Source organism: Vibrio sp. MMH1-50 (genome assembly GCF_022347645.1).
Classification (GTDB): Bacteria; Pseudomonadota; Gammaproteobacteria; order Enterobacterales; family Vibrionaceae; genus Vibrio; species Vibrio harveyi.
The window spans coordinates 38,954-59,425 of record NZ_JAKRGG010000030.1 but is presented as its reverse complement, the minus strand read 5'-3'; the positions used below and the strand labels follow the sequence as shown (position 1 = coordinate 59,425).

Genomic DNA, 20,472 nt, shown 5'->3' with positions numbered 1-20,472 from the left:
GGATGTCTCGCAATCATGGGTTATGAATGGCTGGCGCTGTGCGCTGCTTTCTTATGGGCTGTTTCTAGCTTAATTTCTGTTGTTCCCGCTCAACATCTTGGGGCGTTTGCTTATAGTCGATGGCGTATGGGCTGTACCGCGGCCATCCTCTCCACGATGGCGTGGATCACGGGGGGCTGGCTAAGTGTCTCCACCGAACACATTACGCCAATGATGGCGTCCGGTTTAATTGGCATCTTTATTGGCGATACCGCGTTGTTCGCCTGTTTGAATCGCATGGGACCACGCCAAGCAGGCTTGTTGTTTTCTTGCCATGCGGTGTTCTCTGCCATCTTGGGTTACTTCCTATTTAGCGAAAGCATGACTGGCACGGAGTTGATTGGTGCAACCTTAGTCTTCAGCGGTGTCGTAATGGCGATTTTCTATGGTCGACGCGGGCAAGCTAGCAACGCGCTAGAAGAGATCAAAGGCAACGTTTGGATTGGTATCGGGCTCGGGTTAACCGCCGCTATGTGTCAGGCTCTGGGTGGCATCATCGCTAAACCTGTCATGCAAACCACTGTTGACCCTGTCGCCGCCTCTGCCATTCGTATGATCAGTGCTTTCGTCGCACATTGTGCACTTTGGTTAATTGGCGCCAAAGTCGCTCGCGCGACTCAAACCATCACATGGAAAGTCTTTGGCATTACAGCATTAAATGGCTTTTTGGCTATGGCGATTGGTATGACATTGATTCTTTACGCCCTGCGTGAGGGTAACGTGGGAATGGTAGCGCTGCTTTCTTCAACAACACCTATCATGTTGTTGCCACTACTGTGGATTTATACCAAGAAACGCCCAAATCGATTTGCTTGGTTAGGCGCTGCACTAGCGGTTATTGGTACGGGCATCCTAGTGCAATAGTTCAGGTTCAATTAGGGTCTATTGACCTTAATAACTCTTCGCCTTACTCAACACAGGATCGCAGACACAAAAAAGCCCGAGTCAAACTCGGGCTTTTATCATTCTGAATCGTCAGTTAATTACTTAACTAGCACTTCACCAGACATTTCTGCAGGGATTTCTAGACCTGCTAGAGAAAGCATTGTTGGCGCAAGGTCAGACAGTTTACCGCCTTCTTTGAACTCAACCGCTTTGTCACCTACGTAGATTAGAGGTACTGGTAGGTTAGTATGAGCAGTGTGGATGCCGCCAGTTTCAGGGTCGATCATCATTTCTGCGTTACCGTGGTCTGCCGTGATCAACAGTTGACCGCCAACTTCTTTGATCGCTTCAACCACTTTACCAACGCTTTCATCTAGAGCTTCGATTGCTTTCTCTGCAGCTTCGTAAACGCCAGTGTGACCAACCATATCTGCGTTCGGGTAGTTACAGATGATAGTATCGAACTTACCAGACTTGATAGCAGCAACCATCTTCTCTGTTAGCTCTGGAGAGCTCATTTCTGGCTGCATGTCGTAAGTTGCTACTTTTGGAGAAGCAACAAGTTGACGCTCTTCACCTTCAAATTCGTTCTCAACACCACCGTTGAAGAAGAAAGTCACGTGTGCGTATTTCTCTGTTTCAGAGATACGTAGCTGAGTTTGACCTTGCTTAGATAGCCACTCACCGTAAGTGTTTTCTAGAGACGCAGGTGGGAATGCGATTGCTAGAGGGATATCAGCCGCGTATTGAGTCAGCATTACAAAATTGATTGCTGGGAATGCAGCACGCTCGAAGCCGTCAAATGCAGGAACGAATGCACGCGTGATTTGACGCGCACGGTCAGCACGGTAGTTCATGAAGATAACTGCATCGCCATCTTGCATGATTGCGTCTTCTTGACCTTCCGCTTTAATAGCTGTTGCTTTAACGAACTCATCGTTTTCGTCACGAGCGTAAGCCGCTTCTAGACCAGCAACCGCTGTTTCTGCAGTGAACTCAGCTTTCGCTTGAGTTAGAAGATCGTAAGCAACTTGAACACGATCCCAGTTGTTGTCACGGTCCATTGCATAGTAACGACCAACTAGAGAAGCAACACGACCTTTACCTAGTTTCGCAAATAGATCTTGGAAACGTTGTAGTGAGTTTTCGGCACTACGTGGTGGCGTATCACGACCGTCTAGGAAGCAGTGTAGGTAGATCTTTTCAGCGCCACGAGCTGCTGCCATTTCAACGGCTGCATAGATGTGGTCTTCGTGAGAGTGAACACCACCTGGAGACATAAGACCCATGATGTGTACTGCTTTTTCAGCTTTTACTGCAGAATCGATAGCTTCTACTAGTGCCGCTGTCTCAGCAAATTCACCATCAGCGATAGACTTAGTGATGCGAGTTAGATCTTGGTATACAACTCGACCTGCACCGATGTTGGTGTGACCAACTTCTGAGTTACCCATTTGACCATCAGGTAGGCCAACGTCCATGCCTGAAGCAGAGATAAGAGTGTGTGGGTTATTCGCAATCAGTGCATCCATTACTGGTGTTTTAGCATTTGCAATTGCGTTACTTGCTGTGTCTTCACGGTAACCGTAACCGTCAAGGATAACTAGAGCCAATGGCTTCTTAGCAGACATAGTGATGACCTCATCAAATTTAAGTAACTTTCGGTGTAGAGCTTCGCTGCTCCATCTAACCTTGAAACAAAACTAGCGTAATTTTACTACACTTTTTAACCAAAACTGTAGGTTAAGATCAAATAATGTTTGCGATTTATTGTTGCTATCTTACAAGTTAGCAAGCAATCCGACCTAGTCAGCAAACGTGTTCCACAAGCATAGTCACTTTCAAGATGCTTTGTACGACCACCGAAATACTTTGGTGAAAAACTTTTTGTTGTAACCCATTGTGCGCTTTTTCGACCAGAAGTGAAGTCAATTACGCCGATTGAATTGATAGGAGGAAGTGATAATAAGATTGCATGAATGACTAGCTTCAACCAGTTTGCTGGGAGCGCTTAGATCTCAATTATTCGTTAGAAAATTTTAACCCTCTCGCCTAAGGCGGCTATCCCCGCTATACTCCTGCTTTATTTTTCCGCCAACAGTGTAAGAGCTCAGGACATGCAAGAGTACATTGATTTTTTCCAACAGAACATGATTCTATCTTTGGTTTGGGTAGGTCTTCTTGTCGCATTCATCATGAACATCGTGAAATCTGCGACGGCAGCATACAAAGAGATTAACGTGAACCAATTGACTCACCTTATGAACCGTGAAAACGGCGTTGTGGTGGATATCCGCTCTAAAGATGAGTTCAAACAAGGTCACATCACCGACGCACTTCACATTTTGCCGTCTGATATCAAAGCAGGTAACTTTGGTAGCCTTGAAAACCGTAAATCAGACCCAATCATTGTGGTATGCAAAACGGGTCAAACCGCTCAAGAAAGTGCAAACCTACTAGCGAAAGCAGGCTTCGAAAACGTAAGCCTACTGAAGAACGGTTTGATTGCATGGAACGAAGCGAACCTTCCACTAGTACGTGGTAAGAAATAAGGTCGCGGTAAAACAATTTTGCCAGCCTCGTTTATATAAACTGAGCAAATAGAAAGCAGTTGAAGCACTAAGTTGTGATGCTTTGCACGTAATACGCGCTTCATCTAGTCAAGGTAGATTTGCTCAGTTAGTCTCAGGACAAACCATATTTCTGGGTTTAGAAAATCCTAGACCCAACAAATGTTTATTAAGGATTTAAAAATGGCTGAAGCAGCACCACAAGACGCACAACAAAACTTTGCAATTCAACGCATCTTCCTAAAAGACGTTTCTTTCGAAGCGCCTAACTCTCCAGTAATCTTCCAAAAAGAGTGGAACCCAGACGTTAAACTAGACCTAGACACTCAAAGCCGTGAGCTTGGTGAAGGTGTTTACGAAGTTGTTCTACGTCTAACAGTTACTGTTAAGAACGAAGAAGAAACAGCGTTCCTATGTGAAGTTCAACAAGGTGGTATCTTCACAGCTGAGCAAATGGAAGCAGGTCAACTTGCACATTGCCTAGGCGCATTCTGCCCGAACATCCTATTCCCATACGCTCGTGAAACTATCTCTAGCCTAGTAGTTAAAGGTACGTTCCCTCAACTGAACCTAGCACCAGTTAACTTCGACGCGCTATTCATGAACTACCTACAACAGCAAGCTCAACAAGGCGAAGCTGAAGCGTAATTCACGTTTTGTAAGTGACGTGTTGCCCTTCCTAAGAACGAGCTCACGTCATATACCTGAAGAAAATGCACAAAGCGTCCTCTCTGCGATGCAATGTGCATTTTTTATTTCTGATAAAAGTTCCTAGTTCCTAACCCCTAGAGAGCGTAAACTCTGGCGATTATGAACTAGATTCTACTAGTAGAAAGGCAATTAGGCGGTAGCATGACACAAGCAAATACAAACAATGCTTACGGTAAAGACATCGCAATGACTGTGATTGGTGCAGGCTCATACGGCACTTCTTTGGCAATCTCCCTTGCTCGTAACGGCGCAAACGTCATCCTATGGGGTCACGAGCCAGAGCATATGGCACGCCTTGAAGCAGACCGTGCCAACCACGAATTCCTACCTGGTATTGATTTCCCAGAGAGCTTGATTATTGAATCGGATTTAGAAAAAGCCGTTCAAGCAAGCCGTGACTTGTTAGTTGTGGTTCCTAGCCACGTTTTTGGCATCGTACTGAACAGCTGTAAGCCTTTCTTACGTGAAGATTCTCGTATTTGTTGGGCAACCAAAGGTCTTGAGCCAGAAACGGGTCGTCTACTAAAAGAAGTAGCATTCGATATCATCGGTGACAGCTACTCGTTGGCAGTTCTATCCGGTCCTACATTTGCTAAAGAGCTTGCGATGGGAATGCCAACAGCAATTTCTGTAGCTTCTCCAGACGCGAACTTTGTTGCTGATCTGCAAGAGAAAATCCACTGCAGCAAAACCTTCCGTGTCTACGCAAACAACGACTTTATCGGCATGCAATTGGGCGGTGCGGTGAAGAACGTTATTGCCATTGGTGCAGGTATGTCTGATGGTATCGGTTTTGGTGCCAATGCCCGTACAGCACTGATTACACGTGGTTTGGCAGAAATGAGCCGTCTTGGTGCCGCACTAGGCGCACAACCAGAAACCTTTATGGGTATGGCTGGCTTGGGCGACCTCGTCTTAACTTGTACCGATAACCAATCACGTAACCGCCGTTTTGGTTTGGCATTAGGTCAAGGTAAAGACGTCGACACTGCGCAAGAAGAAATCGGTCAAGTCGTTGAAGGCTACCGCAACACCAAAGAAGTTTGGATGCTCTCTCAGCGCATGGGCGTAGAGATGCCAATTGTTGACCAAATTTATCAAGTATTGTATCAAGGAAAGGATGCACGCCTGGCAGCGCAAGATTTACTTGCTCGTGACAAAAAAGCCGAAGGAAAGTAGCAATCTACCGCCTTTTGCACCTCATCTGAGAAGAATAGAAGTTGTCGGGTCACGGAAGAACCACTCAGGATATTGAGAATGAAACACTGCGAAAAACAAAAAGTCTGGAACAAAATTGTTTCAGAAGCCCGTGAGATGTCAGAGCAAGAGCCTATGCTGGCGAGCTTTTATCATGCGACCATCATCAAGCATGAAAGTCTATGTGCCGCATTGAGCTACATTCTGGCCAACAAATTGAACACCGCTTCCATGCCAGCAATGGCAGTGCGTGAAGTGGTTGAAGAAGCCTTTGCCGCCGATCCAACCATCACCGACGGCGCGGCTTGTGACATTTGTGCCACGGTTAATCGCGACCCTGCTGTTTCAATGTACTCAATGCCATTGTTGTACCTGAAAGGCTACCATGCTCTGCAAGGGTACCGAGTGGCAAACTGGTTATGGAAGCAAGGTCGTCACGCTCTTGCGACTTACCTGCAAAATCAGATTTCTGTAGCATGTCAGGTCGATATTCACCCTGCAGCGCGTATTGGTAGTGGTATCATGCTAGACCATGCAACTGGCATCGTGATTGGTGAAACCGCCGTTGTCGAAAACGACGTATCTATTCTGCAAGATGTCACTCTAGGTGGTACCGGTAAAGAATGCGGTGACCGTCACCCGAAAATTCGCGAAGGTGTAATGATCGGAGCTGGTGCTAAAATTCTTGGCAATATCGAAGTGGGCGAAGGCGCAAAAATTGGCTCTTGCTCTGTGGTATTGCAAGCAGTGCCGCCACACACAACCGTGGCTGGTGTGCCTGCAAAAATTGTTGGTCGTCCGAAAACGGACAAACCTTCTCTCGATATGGATCAAGGCTTTAACGGTAAATCGCAAAGCTTTATCCATGGGGATGGTATTTAATCGTCATCTGATCCTTTGACAAGAATGTGGTAGGTAACTCTCAAGTGCGAAAACAAAATCACCCAGTGCTACGCTCGGCTATTTTATTAACTTGTGCTTTATCTGCCACATATCCCCTCACCTCTTTCGCCGCAAGCCAACAAGAGCTCAAAGGCGTATCTAGCGAAATCAATCGCCAGAAAAAGTCGCTAACTTCTCAAGAAAAACAGCTCAACGATCTGCAAAAATCGCTGAAAAGCCAAGAACTCGGTATCTCCAAGTTAGAACGCGAGATCAAACAAACCAAAGCAGACTTGGCACAAGCGGATCAAAACATCAGTAAGTTGGAAGAGAAGATTGCGCTGCAAGAAGCTCAACGCCAAGCACAAGAAGAAGAGCTCAAACAACTGATTCAAACCTACTACGTCACGGAGCGTGCGAAAGCCAATGGGCATCTCCTTAACGAAGGCGTAGAAGAAGATCGCATCAGCCAATACTTTCAACATCTTGCCAAAGCACGCGCGGAAGTCATTGATGCGATCACCAAAACCACCCAAGAGTTGGCGCACAACAAAAACCAACTCGAACTGGAAAAAGACCAAATTGAAACCTTGCTCAAACAGCAATCAGAAAAACGTTCGTCTTTAGCAAGCACGCAGTCGAAACGTAAAGGTACGCTGAGCAAGATTCAAAAGAGCATCAAAGATGACAAACGTTACTTAGCAGAACTGCAACGTAACGAAACCCGTCTAAAGGCCGAGATAGCGAAAGCAGCAAAACGTAATGCAGTACCGATGGACGGTATTGCAAAACAACGTGGAAAACTACCGTGGCCGTTGAAAGGTCGCGTACTGCACAGCTTCGGTACCAAACAAACAGGGCAGGTAAACTGGAAAGGTATGGTGTTGTCTGCCAGATACGGTCAGCAAGTCAAAGCCGTTTACCCAGGCACCGTGGTATTTGCTGAATACCTGCGAGGCTACGGCTTAGTCGTGCTGCTTGATCACGGGAAAGGCGACATGACGCTTTACGGTTACAACCAAGCTTTGACCAAGAAAGAAGGTGATAAGGTGACCGCAGGTGAAGTGATTGCACTTGCAGGTGATACCGGTGGTCAAGACAGACCTTCACTGTACTTCGAAATTCGCCGTAACAGTGAAGCGCAAAACCCGAAATCTTGGTTAAAGCGTTTATAACTGCCGTTTATCATCGCAGTTCTAAACAGCACTATCGCGACACAAAAACAAAGGAGCCACTCGGCTCCTTTGTCGTATTCGCACTCAGAAAAATGCTAGGCGTAGTAAGCCTCTACTGCGCCGATGAAAGCACTGACATCGTCTTTGCTTAGTGCATTGATGCCTGCTGCGGCTTCTCGCCCCCCACCTGTTGGGAACTGCCCACACACTGCCACCGCACCTTGCTTGTTATTCAGTGGCGCACGAAGAGAAACAGTGTAAGTGCCGTCAGCGTTTTCCGTTAACACCGCATGCGCAGAGTCTGGAGTTTGGTTTGCAAGCCAGTTGCCATAAACACCACTGATTCGGCGTGATGCCGCATTGTCTGGCAGTTCAAACAGCTTGAGCTTAGTGCTTTCGTGAGTCGCAGGGACGGCGAGTGCTGCGTCCATATCTTGCTGATAAGCCGATTGTAATTGATAGTAAGGTGACGCTTTATCTGCTATCGCATCGAATGGTGAAGCGTATTGCTTTAATGCTTGATACAAGTCCGCAGGATGGAAATGAAGGTCGTCGACTTTCGAGCCATAACCGTTGTAATTAATCAACGTCCCGAGCTCTTTTAACTGCGCTTTTTGCGCTTCATTGAGTCCGGCTTTATCCGCCAACACATCCGCCTTAGCAATCAAGTTATCGCCATAAGCAGCAGTGATTGCCCAAGTATGGAAACGTCCTTCCAACAACTGATCGACAATCAAAGCAGTACACATATTAGCATCGAGGTCGATGTGCGCGTCCAAATTACCATGCTGAGGGATCTCACCCGCTTTGTGGTGATCGGCGTAGAAAACATGCGCGCCTTGAGCTAAAGCTTGCTCTAAACCTACCATGTTCTTTTCCATTGAAATGTCCAACACCGTCAGTTCATCACCCGCTTGCACATCCACTTTCTCCACCAGCTTGATGTCGCGCTTTACGCCCGTCACCAACTCAGCGTTGATAGGATCCGCTAAACGCAATTGCAGCAATGCGATGATGCCGTCGGCATCGCCATTAAAAATGTCGTAATTCATTGAACGATAGTTCCTTTATCGAGAGTCATACCCCAACGGATGCTTTTAGGGTGCATGAATCCTATTGTGCGAAATGAGCACAGCAAGTCAACTCAAGGAGGGAGTTGAAAATGAGAGCTGCGCTCTAAACTTTAAGCGTAGAACCATACTCTCATTTTCTAGATTTAATAAGGAGGGAAAATAGTATTAACTGTGCAGTCGGCTCACCGCTTCTTCAAGCAGTAGCAATTGCTCCATACCTTGCTCGGTTGCCACTGGTTTAACGACATTGAGCATTTGCAGCATACCTTGTTTTACCATTTGCTCGGTAATTTCGGTCTTTGGTGACATCGCTGACTGGTAAGCTAACCAACTACACGCGATAAGGTGCAGTGTACAAACCAATGATTTCAACTGCTCTTGATCAACATTCAATAGTTTCAAAGACACAAACTCTTGCATGATCGCGATCAGGTTGGCTTGCAGCTTCTCTTGAACATCAATGTATTCATCATGCAGTTGTTCGTCTCGAGAAAGGATTTCGGGAAGATTCGCGTAGAAAAAACGGTACTTCCACATCAAAGTGAAGATCGAGTCGAGGTAGCTTTTCAGCATGGTCAGGCTCTCTTGAGAACCTTGAATAGGGGTAAAGCGTTCTAGCAGTTCCGCAGAGTATAGCGCGAAGATCTCACGCACAATTTCCTGCTTATTACGGAAGTGGTAGTAAAGGTTGCCTGGGCTAATTTCAATATGGTCAGCAATGTGATTGGTTGTGATATTGCGCTCACCATGTTGGTTGAACAACTCCAGTGCGGCATAGACGATTTTGTCGCGCGTTTTCATGGTTATCGTATTCCCTCTTCATTAACGAATCGAGTATAGCGACTTCACCAACCTAGGTCGATAGAGGCTCCAAATACGGTAACATAGCAGACCAGTTAGAATACCAATCGAGTTCGCAATCAAGTCGAGCCAAGAGGTTTGGCGTCCCACATAACCTTGTAAAACTTCAATCACAGCGCTGAATAAAAGAATACTCAGTGCCACAATCCAACGCTGACGCCAACTTGCTACACAGAAGCAGCCCAAAAAGCCAAAACCACTGTACGCCATCGCATGCTGCATCTTATCCAAATATGCAATGTTGCCCCAATCTTGCAACTCTCCCGAGCTCAGAGACAAGTACGCAATCAAAGTCGCATAACTAAGCAGTACCAAACGTCCAGCGGTCAGGTTCATTATTTATCCTTAAGCAATAGGGAATGGAAAAGCGGTCACTTGGTCGATATGGTCACAACCCAGCGCCAACATGATCAGGCGATCAACGCCTAACGCCACACCTGCGCAATCTGGCAAACCTGCTTCTAATGCGCCAATCAAATGGTAATCAATCGGCTGTGGTTTCAAACCCATTTCCAGACGCTTAGCATTATCTTGTTCAAAACGCGCCAATTGCTCTTTCGGGCTATCCAGCTCGTGGAAACCGTTCGCCAGCTCAATGCCTTTGAAGTACACCTCGAAACGATCCGCCACTCGGTTGTCTTGCGGATTGATCTTTGCCAGAGCCGCTTGCGATGCAGGGAAGTCATACACAAATGCAGGCGCTTGTTGACCAATCTTAGCTTCGACACCAATACTGAAAAGTAGTTGCAGCAAGGTATCGCGATCCTCCTCTGGCTCAGCAATATCACTTAGCCCTAGCTTAGCCGCGACCACTTTTAGCTCTTGCATAGAGCCTTCTAAAGGGCACACGCCTAGCACATCAATAAAAGCTTGCTGGTAAGTCATACGTTCTGCCGCACCACACTTCAGCACCAGTTGAAGTAGGTCATCCATCTCATCCATCAACTTATGGTGATCAAAACCAATCCGGTACCACTCCAGCATGGTGAACTCGGGGTTGTGATGACGACCATTCTCTTCGTTACGAAACGCTTTGTTAATTTGGTAGATACAGCCGCTGCCCGCCGCCAACAAGCGCTTCATATGGAATTCAGGGCTGGTCATAAAGAACAGTTTGCTGCCGTCGGCATAACCCGGTCCAACAAACTCTGTTTGGAAGGTATGCAAATGAATGTCGGTCACCGTGGCGTGGCTCATGGCTGGCGTGTCAACTTCCATCACCTGTCGCTCGGCAAAGAATTGACGAATAGCGGTGATCAACGCGGCACGTTGACGAAGTTGTTCCATAGAAGCGGTAGGTTGCCAGGTCGTTTGCATAACAAGAGTCTCAATACATTGGTGAGCGAGGAAAATAGCAATTTTGGCACGCTTTGCCTAGTTCATCGATAGGGGATTCCTCTTAATTTCATCCGTCTAAATACGAATAAAACTCGATTAAAACTGAAGCAAGCATTTCACGTTCCACAGTACAAAAAACACTCACAATTAATCCTATTATCAATGAGGGTAATGTCGTGCAACACCTATGTAACATTGACCGAGTTTACGTTTATCCCTCAACCGTTTCGTGCCGTGATAGCAGTCACATAACCTAGAATTTCTATGCTCTTGTGTGCATTACCGGAGAAAAAACCCAAATACATCAATTTTTCTGCCATAAGGCTCCCCTACACTAACCCTACTACTTTTGAGGGATTGCCTTAAAACCCTTCCCTCACACTCACAATAACAAGCGGATTTCCGCAATCACACACTGGAGGATAACTGTGCAAATTATCACCACAGATATCGCAGTCATCGGCGCAGGCGGCGCTGGTCTTCGTACTGCTATTGCAGCGGCTGAAGCAAACCCGGACTTAGAAGTAGCACTTATTTCTAAAGTTTACCCAATGCGCTCCCACACGGTTGCTGCAGAAGGTGGCTCAGCAGCAGTTATCAAGGATGAAGATAGCTTAGACAACCACTTCAACGACACTGTTGGCGGTGGTGACTGGCTATGTGAACAGGACGTTGTTGAATACTTTGTAGAGAACGCGACTCGCGAAATGATCCAAATGGAGCAATGGGGTTGCCCATGGAGTCGTAAAGAGAACGGTGAAGTCAACGTACGCCGCTTTGGTGGTATGAAGGTTGAACGTACTTGGTTCGCTGCAGATAAAACTGGCTTCCACATGCTTCACACGCTATTCCAGACGTCGATGAAGTACGACAACATCAAGCGCTTTGATGAGTACTTTGTTGTCGACTTGCTTGTTGATGAAGGTGAAGTACAAGGTCTGATTGCAATCCACATGTCTGAAGGTGAACTGGTTACGATTAAGGCGAAGTCTGTCGTACTAGCAACGGGTGGCGCAGGTCGCGTTTACCACTGTAACACCAACGGCGGTATCGTAACGGGCGATGGCATGGCGATGGCTTACCGTCACGGCGTTCCTCTACGTGATATGGAATTCGTTCAGTACCACCCAACAGGTCTTCCTGGCACTGGTATCCTGATGACTGAAGGTTGTCGTGGTGAAGGCGGTATCATCGTCAACAAAGACGGCTACCGTTACCTACAAGACTACGGTATGGGTCCTGAGACTCCAGTGGGTCAACCTAAGAACAAATACATGGAACTGGGTCCTCGTGACAAAGTTTCTCAAGCTTTCTGGCACGAACAACAGAAAGGCAACACCATCAAACACCCTCTTGGTGATGTGGTGCACCTAGACCTTCGCCACCTAGGTGAAGAGTATCTACAAGAGCGTCTACCATTCATTTGTGAGCTAGCGAAAGCTTACGTGAACGTTGACCCAGCAAAAGAGCCAATTCCAATTCGTCCAACGGTTCACTACACCATGGGTGGTATTGAAACCAACGGCGAATGTGAAACTCGCATTAAAGGTCTATTCGCGGTTGGCGAATGTGCGTCTGTTGGTCTTCACGGTGCAAACCGTCTAGGTTCTAACTCGCTGGCTGAGTTCGTGGTATTTGGTCGCGTTGCGGGTGAACAAGCGGTGAAACGTGCTGCAGAATTCAAAGGCTGGAACGAAGAGTCTATCGCGACTCAGGTGAAAGCAGTTGAAGACCGCATTGCCGCTCTAATGAACCAAGAAGGTGATGAAAACTGGGCAGATATCCGTACTGAAATGGGTCACACCATGGAAGCAGGTTGTGGTATCTACCGCCAAGAAGACTTGATGCAAGCAACCATCGAGAAAATCACTGAGCTGAAAGAGCGTTACAAGAAAATCAGCATCAAAGACAAAGGCAAAGTGTTCAACACTGACCTTCTTTACGCTATTGAAGTGGGCTACGGTCTAGAAGTCGCAGAAGCGATGGTTCACTCTGCAATCCTGCGTAAAGAATCTCGTGGTGCGCACCAACGTCTAGACGATGGTTGTACAGAGCGTGATGACGTGAACTTCCTGAAACACTCGCTTGCTTTCTTCAAAGAAGATGCAGCACCAAGTATCGACTACAGCAACGTGACGATTACTAAGTCACAGCCTAAAGCACGTCTATACGGTGAAGCAGCAGAGAAAGCAGCAGCAGCTGAAAAAGCCGCTGAAGCAGAAGCGAAGAAGGCAGAGGAGCAAGCATAATGTCATCAAACCGCATTCAAAAAGTCGACATTCTGCGTTACGACCCAGAGAAGGACGCAGAACCATATACTCAAACGTTCGAAGTACCTTTTGATGAAACCATGTCTGTGCTTGATGCGCTTGGTTACATCAAAGATCACCTAGACAAAGATCTGTCTTACCGCTGGTCTTGTCGTATGGCGATCTGTGGTTCTTGCGGCATTATGGTAAACAACGTGCCTAAGCTAGCTTGTAAGAGCTTCCTACGTGATTACCCGAATGGCGTGACTATCGAGCCACTAGCAAACTTCCCAATCGAGAAAGACTTGATCGTGGACATGACGCCGTTCATCGAGCGCTTAGAAGCTATCAAACCTTACATCATTGGTAACGACCGCAAACCAGAAGACGGCACAAACCTGCAAACGCCTGAGCAAATGGCGAAATACAAGCAGTTTGCTGGCTGTATCAACTGTGGTCTGTGCTACGCAGCATGTCCTCAGTTTGGTTTGAACCCTGAGTTCATCGGTCCTGCTGCTCTAACTCTGGCACACCGTTACAACCTAGACAGCCGTGACAACGGTAAAGATGAGCGCATGAAGCTGATCAACGGTGAAAACGGCGCTTGGGGTTGTACGTTCGTAGGTTACTGTTCTGAAGTTTGTCCGAAGAGCGTAGATCCTGCAGCGGCAGTAAACCAAGGCAAAGTAGAGTCTTCTATGGACTTCGTAATTGCTATGTTGAAACCTGATGGTTCACCGAAAAAAGTGGAGGCATAAGGATGAGCAACCGTAAACCTTACGTTCGTGAAGTAAAACGCACTTGGTGGAAGAACCATCCTTTCTACCGCTTCTACATGCTACGTGAAGCAACTGTGCTTCCTCTAATCCTGTTCACTATCTTCCTGACTTTCGGTCTAGGTTCTCTAGTGAAAGGTCCTGAAGCTTGGCAAGGTTGGTTGGAGTTCATGGCAAACCCTATCGTGGTAGCGATCAACATCGTTGCACTACTAGGTAGCCTGTTCCACGCACAAACTTTCTTCAGCATGATGCCACAGGTTATGCCAATTCGTCTGAAAGGCAAACCAGTGGATAAGAAAATCATCGTTCTGACTCAGTGGGCAGCAGTTGCGTTCATCTCACTGATCGTTCTCATCGTGATGTAAGGAGCTTGAGTAATGAAACCAAATTATAGTGTTAATACAGCACCGAAACGTTCTGATGAGCCAATCTGGTGGGGTCTATTTGGTGCCGGTGGTACTTGGTTCGCAATGATCACGCCAATCACGGTACTCGTACTCGGCATCCTAGTTCCACTAGGTGTGATTGATGCAGAAGCAATGAGCTACGAGCGCGTATCTGAATTCGCAACCAGCATCATTGGTGCACTGTTCATCATCGGTACGCTAGCACTGCCAATGTGGCATGCAATGCACCGTGTACACCACGGCATGCACGACCTTAAATTCCACACAGGGGTGGTAGGTAAGATCGCATGTTACGCATTTGCAGGTCTTATCTCTGCACTGGCTGTTGTCTTTATCTTCATGATTTAAGACGCTGACGGAAAATGAAAAAAGCTGGCACCTCGCCAGCTTTTTTATTGCCTGTTATTTAGTTTATCGTCAGCGCTATTCGTTTCAGACACTATTCAATAAAGGTCGCGATTTCATCCAGCGACTTTTTGTGCATTGCATGCTCCGGAATAGTCGCATCTTCTTCCGGATAACCGGTCACAATTAACATATACGGACGGTCAACATCGTTGTCTCGCCCACAAATCTAACTCAAGAAACTCATCGGCTTTGGCGTGTGAGTCAACGTACCCAAACCGGCGTTATGCAATGCTTGAAGCAAAAAGCCTGTGGCAATCCCTACTGACTCGTGTACGTAATAATTGGTTTGTTCCCCATCATTGCTCATGCCACCTTTCTTTTGCGAAAACACAGCGATCAGCCACGGCGCTTTTTCCAAATACGGCTTACTGGCATTCGTGCCGAGTGGTTTCAGTGCATCTAACCATTCTTGCCCAGCTCGACCTTCATAGAAAGAACGTTCTAATTCTTCAGCGGCTTGGCGGATCTGCCCTTTCACTTCCGCACTGTTAATCGCAACGAAATGCCAAGGTTGATGGTTTGCCCCACTAGGTGCCGTACCTGCCGCTCGAATACAGTGCTCAATCACTTCTTTCGCCACTGGGCGATCAGAGAAACTTCGAATGGAATGACGGCGCTGAAGTTGCTCAAGATTATGTACAGCTCTTGCTGCCATTTCTTGCGGAGGGTATTCCACAAAATCATTGAGTGGATGGTGTTGCTCTTGGTTCGACATAGTGCTTCCTTGCGCTTGTTGGGTGTTGATTCACTATAGCCACAAATTTCACCCTCGCCTTTTTATCTTCATAAAATCAATGTGATATTGAGATAAAGCGCAAATATTAAGCACTATTTTGCCAACAAAAAAGAGAGGCTGATAACTCGTATCAGCCTCTGCGTTACTCTGATTTGTACAGTTATCAGAGCTTTTAGTCACCTATGATCTTTTTGCTTTTTGAGCTTTTGACCACCCATGATCTTATTGCTGTGTGACCTTCTTGGTTTGGTCCATTAAACCAAGAGCACCAAAGCCAGTAATCACATCGAGGTTGGTTTTCAGACCTGTTTCTTCACCACCACCAATGTAGTTTTGTGGCATCTGCACTTGGAAGTTTTGCAGGTTGTTGTACAGCGAGTTCGCCACGTCTCGATTCAACTCGGCCAAGTACACTTCTCTGTTTGCGCCCAATGCCGCATACTTCGCTTTCAAGACTTCCGCTTCTGCACGACCTTTTTCAAGAATCGCTTTTGCTTCAAATTCCGCAGACAAAGCATTGGCTTTTTGAATCGCTAGGTTAGCTTCCGCTACTGCTAGCTCTTTCTCTTTTTCCACCTCAGCCAGTCGCTTAGTTTTCTCTACTTCAACAATTTCACGCTCCGCAATTTGACGCGCAACTTCGACTTCTTTTTGCTGTGCGATGATCGCGAGCTCTTTGCTACGCTGAGCATCTTGTACTTCACGAGTACGTTGAATCTCTTTACGTAACTGCTCAGTCTCTGCTTGTGCTTTGGAGGTCTCTTGCTCCTGAATCGCACGAATACGGTCGGCAACTAGACGCTTCTTATCTGCCAACAACTGATCAAGCTGTTTCTCTGGCTGCGGGTCACCGATGGTCACCTGCGTCACTTGAATACCGTATTGCTGTAGCGGGTTATCCTGTCGGATTGGTTGCCCTGTTCCATCCACAACCGGAACCGTCTTCCACACCAATTGGTTAGTACGTTGCAGTTGGTTCGCATTCGATTGGTTAGCACCTACTGGAGCAAGGTCTAGCTCTTCCACTTCTACCTGACGACGCTCAGTCAGATAAATGCCTTCACGCAGTTGATCACCCAATTTGGATTTGAACTGGTTCAAACCACCTTGGAAGAACTCTTCCCCCGTGTACTGGGTCGCGGTAATCACTGTCACGTTACGTGCGTTCTTCACCAACAGAGCATCGATAAGGTTGCTGTTGTTGCGGAACTCTTTGTGCATCTTCTTAACCGCTTCAGGATCATTGCTGAGCTTAAAGCGGAATGTCACCGGAATTTGACCAATGTAGGTATCGGCAAAGCGAACCTGCACCGCATCAAGGCGTTGATAAAAATCCTCGCCCTTGCTGTTACCAAATGACACGGTGATCACTTGGTCATACTTGGTGATCTTAGACAGGAACGGCATACGAAAATGAATGCCCGGCTCCGTGAATACATCCAATTCACCGGTGATGTTGTTCTGATGCACATAGCTGTAACCCGCATCGGTCATTAGCACTGAGCTGTTAATCGTTAAGCCTATGGCCAGCAGCGGGATACCAAATACGGCTGCTTTCAATCCTTTATGTAGTAACTGACGTCTCTCTTCCACTTTTAAACCTCGTCCTAAGCCTCTGCTTTCCATTTTGTTCTCCTTTTTAGGTTGTCATTGAGTTAAATCGATAAAAATCAAATTGCTATACAACTCGCTGACAACGAGGACTAATGTATCAAATTGTGACATTAAGAAATAATCGAAAGATTCATGAAATAAATAAGATTTTTACGAATAATACAAAATCATTAAAAATTTGCGGAGGATATCGATGTTTTGCACAGAAGCATTAAAGGGAGGGGAATTGCAGACAATAAAAAAGGCCGCCGAAGCGACCTTTTTCATCAAATACGTTTGAGTGAATTACTTCACACGACCTACGTATTCAGCAGTACGAGTGTCAACTTTGATCACTTCACCGATTGCGATGAATAGTGGAACACGTACAACAGCGCCAGTTGATAGCGTAGCTGGTTTACCACCTGTGCCTTGAGTATCACCTTTCAGACCTGGATCTGTATCTGTAACTTCTAGCTCAACGAAGTTTGGTGGAGTAACAGTAATTGGGTTACCGTTCCAAAGCGTGATCATACAAGTGTTGTTTTCTACCAACCACTTAGCGTTGTCGCCAACTGCTTTCGCGTCTGCAGCGATCTGCTCGAAAGTTTCGTTGTTCATAAAGTGGTAGAATTCGCCGTCTGAATATAGATAATCTAGGTCGATATCCATTACGTCTGCCACTTCACAAGTGTCACCAGACTTGAATGTTTTCTCTAGCACTTTACCAGAAAGAAGTTTACGAATTTTAACGCGGTTGAACGCTTGGCCTTTACCTGGTTTAACGTATTCGTTTTCCAGAATTACACAAGGCTCGTTATCAAGCATTAACTTAAGGCCGCCTTTAAATTCATTGGTGCTAACTGTAGCCATTTTTTCCTCTTACATTCTTAGAGCTAAATTCAATGCCGCACATAATAACCCGAAAAGTCGAATCTGTTGAGCAAAACTGGCTCAAACAGTTAGCGAATGGGATCTCTGATCCTGCAAAATTGCTGGAAATGTTGGAAATTGATCCATCGCCATGGCTGGACGGGTTTGCTGCGCGCAAGCTGTTTGCACAGCGTGTACCGCAAAGTTTTGTCGATAGGATGGAAAAAGGCAATCCTTACGATCCACTTTTACGCCAAGTATTACCTTTGAACGAAGAATTTGAGGTCCATGAAGGCTATTCCAATGATCCGCTAGAAGAGCAAGACAATGACATTCCGGGATTGCTGCACAAGTATCGCAACCGCGCCTTGATGATTGTGAAAGGCGGCTGCGCGGTGAATTGCCGTTACTGCTTCCGCCGCCACTTCCCTTATCAAGAAAACAAAAGCGGCAAGCAAGCATGGACTAAGTGCCTTGAGTACATGGCACAACAACCTGAGCTAAACGAAGTGATCTTCTCTGGTGGCGATCCTTTGATGGCAAAAGACGATGAGATCCACTGGCTATTGGAGCACATCGCACAAATTCCACATATCAAACGCCTGCGTATTCACAGCCGTTTGCCTGTCGTGATTCCTGCTCGTATTACTGATGAGCTATGTCACCTACTTCGCGCTTCTCGTCTGCAAATCATCTTGGTAACTCATATCAACCACGCCAACGAAATCAACGCTGAGTTTGCCGCTCAAATGGCGAAGTTGAAGCAGGCTGGCGTTACCTTGCTAAACCAGGGGGTACTGCTGAAAGACGTTAACAATAGCGTTGAAGCACAAGTTGCACTGAACGAAGCGTTATTTGATGCTGGCATTTTGCCTTACTACTTGCACGTTTTAGATAAAGTCCAAGGCGCGGCACACTACTTTGTTTCCGATGAAGAAGCGAAAGAGCTCATGCGTGGCGTAATCACGCGAGTGTCTGGATATTTAGTGCCTAAATTGACCCGTGAAATTGGTGGTCGACCAAGTAAAACACCACTGGATCTGCATCTAGAGTAAGTTGCTTGCCGTATAAAGATTGTCGTTACGAGTAAAAGCTTTTGTTCGCTCAGGCGGTCTTATCTATGCATACTCCGCAAATTTGGAGGTTAAGATGCAAGCAACTTTTGAACACTATTTCGATCTTGGCCCATTCAGTTGGGCGGCATTACTTTGCTGCGCAATCAATGGTTTGATGATTGGCATTGAGCGTCAAACTCGAGGTAAACCCGTTGGTATTCGTACTGCAATTCTCGTCATATCAGGTACTTACCTATTTATGTCAATGGCGGTTTCACTTTCACCAAACACGTTAGACCAAGCTCGTGTTCTTGGGCAGATCATTACTGGTGTTGGCTTTTTAGGTGCAGGTGTGATGATGACTCAAGACGGCAAAATCCACGGTGTGACTTCAGCAGCAGTAATTTGGGTATTGGCAGGCTTGGGCTTGATGATTGGCTTAGGTTACTTATCGCAGTCGATCATTATTACCGTGTTGGCATTGACCGTTTTGCTCGGTGTAGACCGGGCAGAAAACCGCGTCAAAGCTTTGCGCCGCGGTGTGCACCAGAAAATGCAGCAGCGAAAAACATCTACACGTTTGATCAAATAATCCATTCAATAAAAAAGACCCCGACGTCTCGCCGGGGTCTTTTTGTATCTGGCATTTATCGTGGAAGGTCGCGGAACTTATTTCGCAAAGTTCACGATAGGGAAACACTTGAAGAAACCGTTGTCCGCACAGTTTAGAAGACCAATTTGAACACCATCGATTTGGTCAGTCATGTTGAAGACACCAAGCTGGAAGTTAGACTTTTTAGAGATACTTGCCAGACCAATGTCTGCCATTGTGTAACCTTCAGAGTAGTTCACCGCACTCCAGTTCAAACCTTTCACATTGTTTGTTACGTTCACTGCACCCAAGTTAACACCGTTCGTCTGACCTTGGTTCCAGTTAAATAGACCCAGAGAAGCACCTGTCATTTCTTGATTTACTTTTGATGCACCAAAGAAAAGACCGAAGTTCACACCGGTTGTACGATCTGTTTCAGACATACCAAGTAGAGAGAAATCGACACCTTTCACTTCGTTCACCTGACCGTGAAGAACAGCAAGACGCACACCACCAACTGAGGAGTTAGAAGGCGCGTTCGTGTTGTCGATTGTAGAGAACATAACTGGTGAGCTATCAGCAAGAGCAACAGGTGAAGCGATAACGGCTGCAACAGCCAGTGACGTCATTAGCTTTTTCATTTTCATCTCCATGGGGATTTGTCTTTTACAACATAGTGTAGTGTTCAGAGTTTGCGCTATTTTTAGTTGATGAATGTTAGCGCTAAGTCATATTTAACTGAGTGAATATTTAACCCAATAATTCACACGCATTATTTATCCGCTTTTTTCCTAAACTCTGATGATTAGTAACCACTCAATTTCGAGTGTTTCCGTCAATGTTCTCAGCACTCAGCTCAATCCAATAACACCTTGCTCTGCTATGTCTAACGAAGAAGAATCAGAATTTCCCTACAACTCAATCTCACCCACAAACAGTCCCAATTCACAGACATAAAAAAGCCGAGGCATTCACCTCGGCTTCCTAGTTTGGTTTGGTCGGTTGTCTTTAAGCTATAACGTCTTAGAGCAAAGAGAAAGCGCAGAGTT

Annotated in this window: 20 protein-coding genes and 1 pseudogene; 12 read left to right on the top strand and 9 right to left on the bottom strand. The window is 46.3% G+C overall.

Annotated elements, in window-relative coordinates:
* The first annotated feature begins 15 nt into the window (after positions 1–15).
* Entirely contained in the window at positions 16–903 is an 888-nt protein-coding gene (locus MHO32_RS19020; RefSeq protein WP_239213420.1) for a DMT family transporter, read from the top strand.
* A gap of 119 nt (positions 904–1,022) precedes the next feature.
* On the opposite strand, the gene gpmM is transcribed toward MHO32_RS19020, so the two are convergent.
* A complete protein-coding gene (gene gpmM, locus MHO32_RS19015; RefSeq protein ID WP_005448323.1) occupies positions 1,023–2,555 on the bottom strand; it encodes a 2,3-bisphosphoglycerate-independent phosphoglycerate mutase in 1,533 nt (510 codons plus the stop codon).
* Positions 2,556–3,041: 486 nt separating this feature from the next.
* On the opposite strand from gpmM, the gene MHO32_RS19010 reads away from it, so the two are divergent.
* The 5 genes from MHO32_RS19010 to MHO32_RS18990 all read left to right on the top strand — a co-directional run bounded on the left by MHO32_RS19010 (position 3,042) and on the right by MHO32_RS18990 (position 7,459).
* The gene (locus tag MHO32_RS19010; RefSeq protein WP_005448321.1) at positions 3,042–3,476 is read left to right on the top strand and encodes a rhodanese-like domain-containing protein; all 435 of its coding nucleotides are present in this window, start codon (positions 3,042–3,044) and stop codon (positions 3,474–3,476) included.
* Positions 3,477–3,677: 201 nt separating this feature from the next.
* Positions 3,678–4,142, top strand: a complete 465-nt coding sequence (gene secB / locus MHO32_RS19005; RefSeq protein ID WP_005386410.1) for a protein-export chaperone SecB — start codon at positions 3,678–3,680, stop codon at positions 4,140–4,142.
* A 204-nt stretch (positions 4,143–4,346) separates the two neighbouring features.
* A complete protein-coding gene (gpsA, locus tag MHO32_RS19000) occupies positions 4,347–5,384 on the top strand; it encodes an NAD(P)H-dependent glycerol-3-phosphate dehydrogenase (protein WP_005448320.1) in 1,038 nt (345 codons plus the stop codon).
* 78 nt (positions 5,385–5,462) lie between these two features.
* On the top strand, positions 5,463–6,284 hold the full coding sequence (gene cysE, locus MHO32_RS18995; protein WP_005381475.1) for a serine O-acetyltransferase: 822 nt from the start codon (positions 5,463–5,465) through the stop codon (positions 6,282–6,284).
* Between the two features lie 26 nt (positions 6,285–6,310).
* Entirely contained in the window at positions 6,311–7,459 is a 1,149-nt protein-coding gene (locus tag MHO32_RS18990; protein ID WP_005448319.1) for a murein hydrolase activator EnvC family protein, read from the top strand.
* 95 nt (positions 7,460–7,554) lie between these two features.
* Here the strand turns inward: MHO32_RS18990 and MHO32_RS18985 are convergent, their stop codons facing one another.
* The 4 genes from MHO32_RS18985 to epmA form a co-directional block, all read right to left on the bottom strand.
* A complete protein-coding gene (locus tag MHO32_RS18985; protein ID WP_239213418.1) occupies positions 7,555–8,511 on the bottom strand; it encodes a DHH family phosphoesterase in 957 nt (318 codons plus the stop codon).
* A 186-nt stretch (positions 8,512–8,697) separates the two neighbouring features.
* The gene (locus MHO32_RS18980) at positions 8,698–9,333 is read right to left on the bottom strand and encodes a TetR/AcrR family transcriptional regulator (RefSeq protein ID WP_005448317.1); all 636 of its coding nucleotides are present in this window, start codon (positions 9,331–9,333) and stop codon (positions 8,698–8,700) included.
* 21 nt (positions 9,334–9,354) lie between these two features.
* The gene (locus MHO32_RS18975; protein ID WP_005448316.1) at positions 9,355–9,729 is read right to left on the bottom strand and encodes a VanZ family protein; all 375 of its coding nucleotides are present in this window, start codon (positions 9,727–9,729) and stop codon (positions 9,355–9,357) included.
* Between the two features lie 9 nt (positions 9,730–9,738).
* Positions 9,739–10,710 carry an elongation factor P--(R)-beta-lysine ligase gene (epmA, locus tag MHO32_RS18970; protein WP_239213408.1) on the bottom strand — a complete coding sequence of 324 codons (972 nt, stop codon included), beginning with the start codon at positions 10,708–10,710 and terminating at the stop codon, positions 9,739–9,741.
* Positions 10,711–11,159: 449 nt separating this feature from the next.
* Between epmA and frdA the strand changes: the two genes are divergently transcribed.
* Genes frdA through frdD form a run of 4 tightly spaced genes read left to right on the top strand, consistent with a single transcriptional unit; the run spans position 11,160 to position 14,514 of the window.
* On the top strand, positions 11,160–12,980 hold the full coding sequence (gene frdA / locus MHO32_RS18965) for a fumarate reductase (quinol) flavoprotein subunit (protein WP_005448312.1): 1,821 nt from the start codon (positions 11,160–11,162) through the stop codon (positions 12,978–12,980).
* Positions 12,980–13,738, top strand: a complete 759-nt coding sequence (locus MHO32_RS18960; protein ID WP_005425032.1) for a succinate dehydrogenase/fumarate reductase iron-sulfur subunit — start codon at positions 12,980–12,982, stop codon at positions 13,736–13,738. Before frdA ends, MHO32_RS18960 begins: the two co-directional genes overlap by 1 nt.
* 2 nt (positions 13,739–13,740) lie before the next feature.
* Positions 13,741–14,124 (top strand): fumarate reductase subunit FrdC, encoded by a 384-nt coding sequence (gene frdC, locus MHO32_RS18955; protein ID WP_005425044.1) that lies wholly within the window; start codon positions 13,741–13,743, stop codon positions 14,122–14,124.
* A 12-nt stretch (positions 14,125–14,136) separates the two neighbouring features.
* The gene (gene frdD, locus MHO32_RS18950) at positions 14,137–14,514 is read left to right on the top strand and encodes a fumarate reductase subunit FrdD (protein ID WP_005425034.1); all 378 of its coding nucleotides are present in this window, start codon (positions 14,137–14,139) and stop codon (positions 14,512–14,514) included.
* A 91-nt stretch (positions 14,515–14,605) separates the two neighbouring features.
* Here frdD and MHO32_RS18945 read toward each other — a convergent pair.
* The 3 genes and pseudogenes from MHO32_RS18945 to efp all read right to left on the bottom strand — a co-directional run bounded on the left by MHO32_RS18945 (position 14,606) and on the right by efp (position 17,776).
* Positions 14,606–15,289 (bottom strand): annotated as a pseudogene (locus MHO32_RS18945) (nitroreductase family protein).
* Positions 15,290–15,532: 243 nt separating this feature from the next.
* On the bottom strand, positions 15,533–16,936 hold the full coding sequence (locus MHO32_RS18940) for an SPFH domain-containing protein (RefSeq protein ID WP_005425046.1): 1,404 nt from the start codon (positions 16,934–16,936) through the stop codon (positions 15,533–15,535).
* 273 nt (positions 16,937–17,209) lie between these two features.
* Positions 17,210–17,776, bottom strand: a complete 567-nt coding sequence (gene efp / locus MHO32_RS18935; protein ID WP_005425036.1) for an elongation factor P — start codon at positions 17,774–17,776, stop codon at positions 17,210–17,212.
* A 32-nt stretch (positions 17,777–17,808) separates the two neighbouring features.
* Here efp and epmB point away from each other — a divergent pair, with 32 nt between their 5' ends.
* A complete protein-coding gene (gene epmB / locus MHO32_RS18930) occupies positions 17,809–18,831 on the top strand; it encodes an EF-P beta-lysylation protein EpmB (protein WP_069687534.1) in 1,023 nt (340 codons plus the stop codon).
* A gap of 94 nt (positions 18,832–18,925) precedes the next feature.
* Positions 18,926–19,423: an MgtC/SapB family protein gene (locus MHO32_RS18925; protein WP_005425045.1), complete on the top strand. Its 498-nt coding sequence runs from the start codon at positions 18,926–18,928 to the stop codon at positions 19,421–19,423.
* Positions 19,424–19,500: 77 nt separating this feature from the next.
* On the opposite strand, the gene MHO32_RS18920 is transcribed toward MHO32_RS18925, so the two are convergent.
* Positions 19,501–20,064 (bottom strand): VC2662 family protein, encoded by a 564-nt coding sequence (locus MHO32_RS18920; RefSeq protein ID WP_005448292.1) that lies wholly within the window; start codon positions 20,062–20,064, stop codon positions 19,501–19,503.
* Between the last annotated feature and the right edge of the window lie 408 nt (positions 20,065–20,472).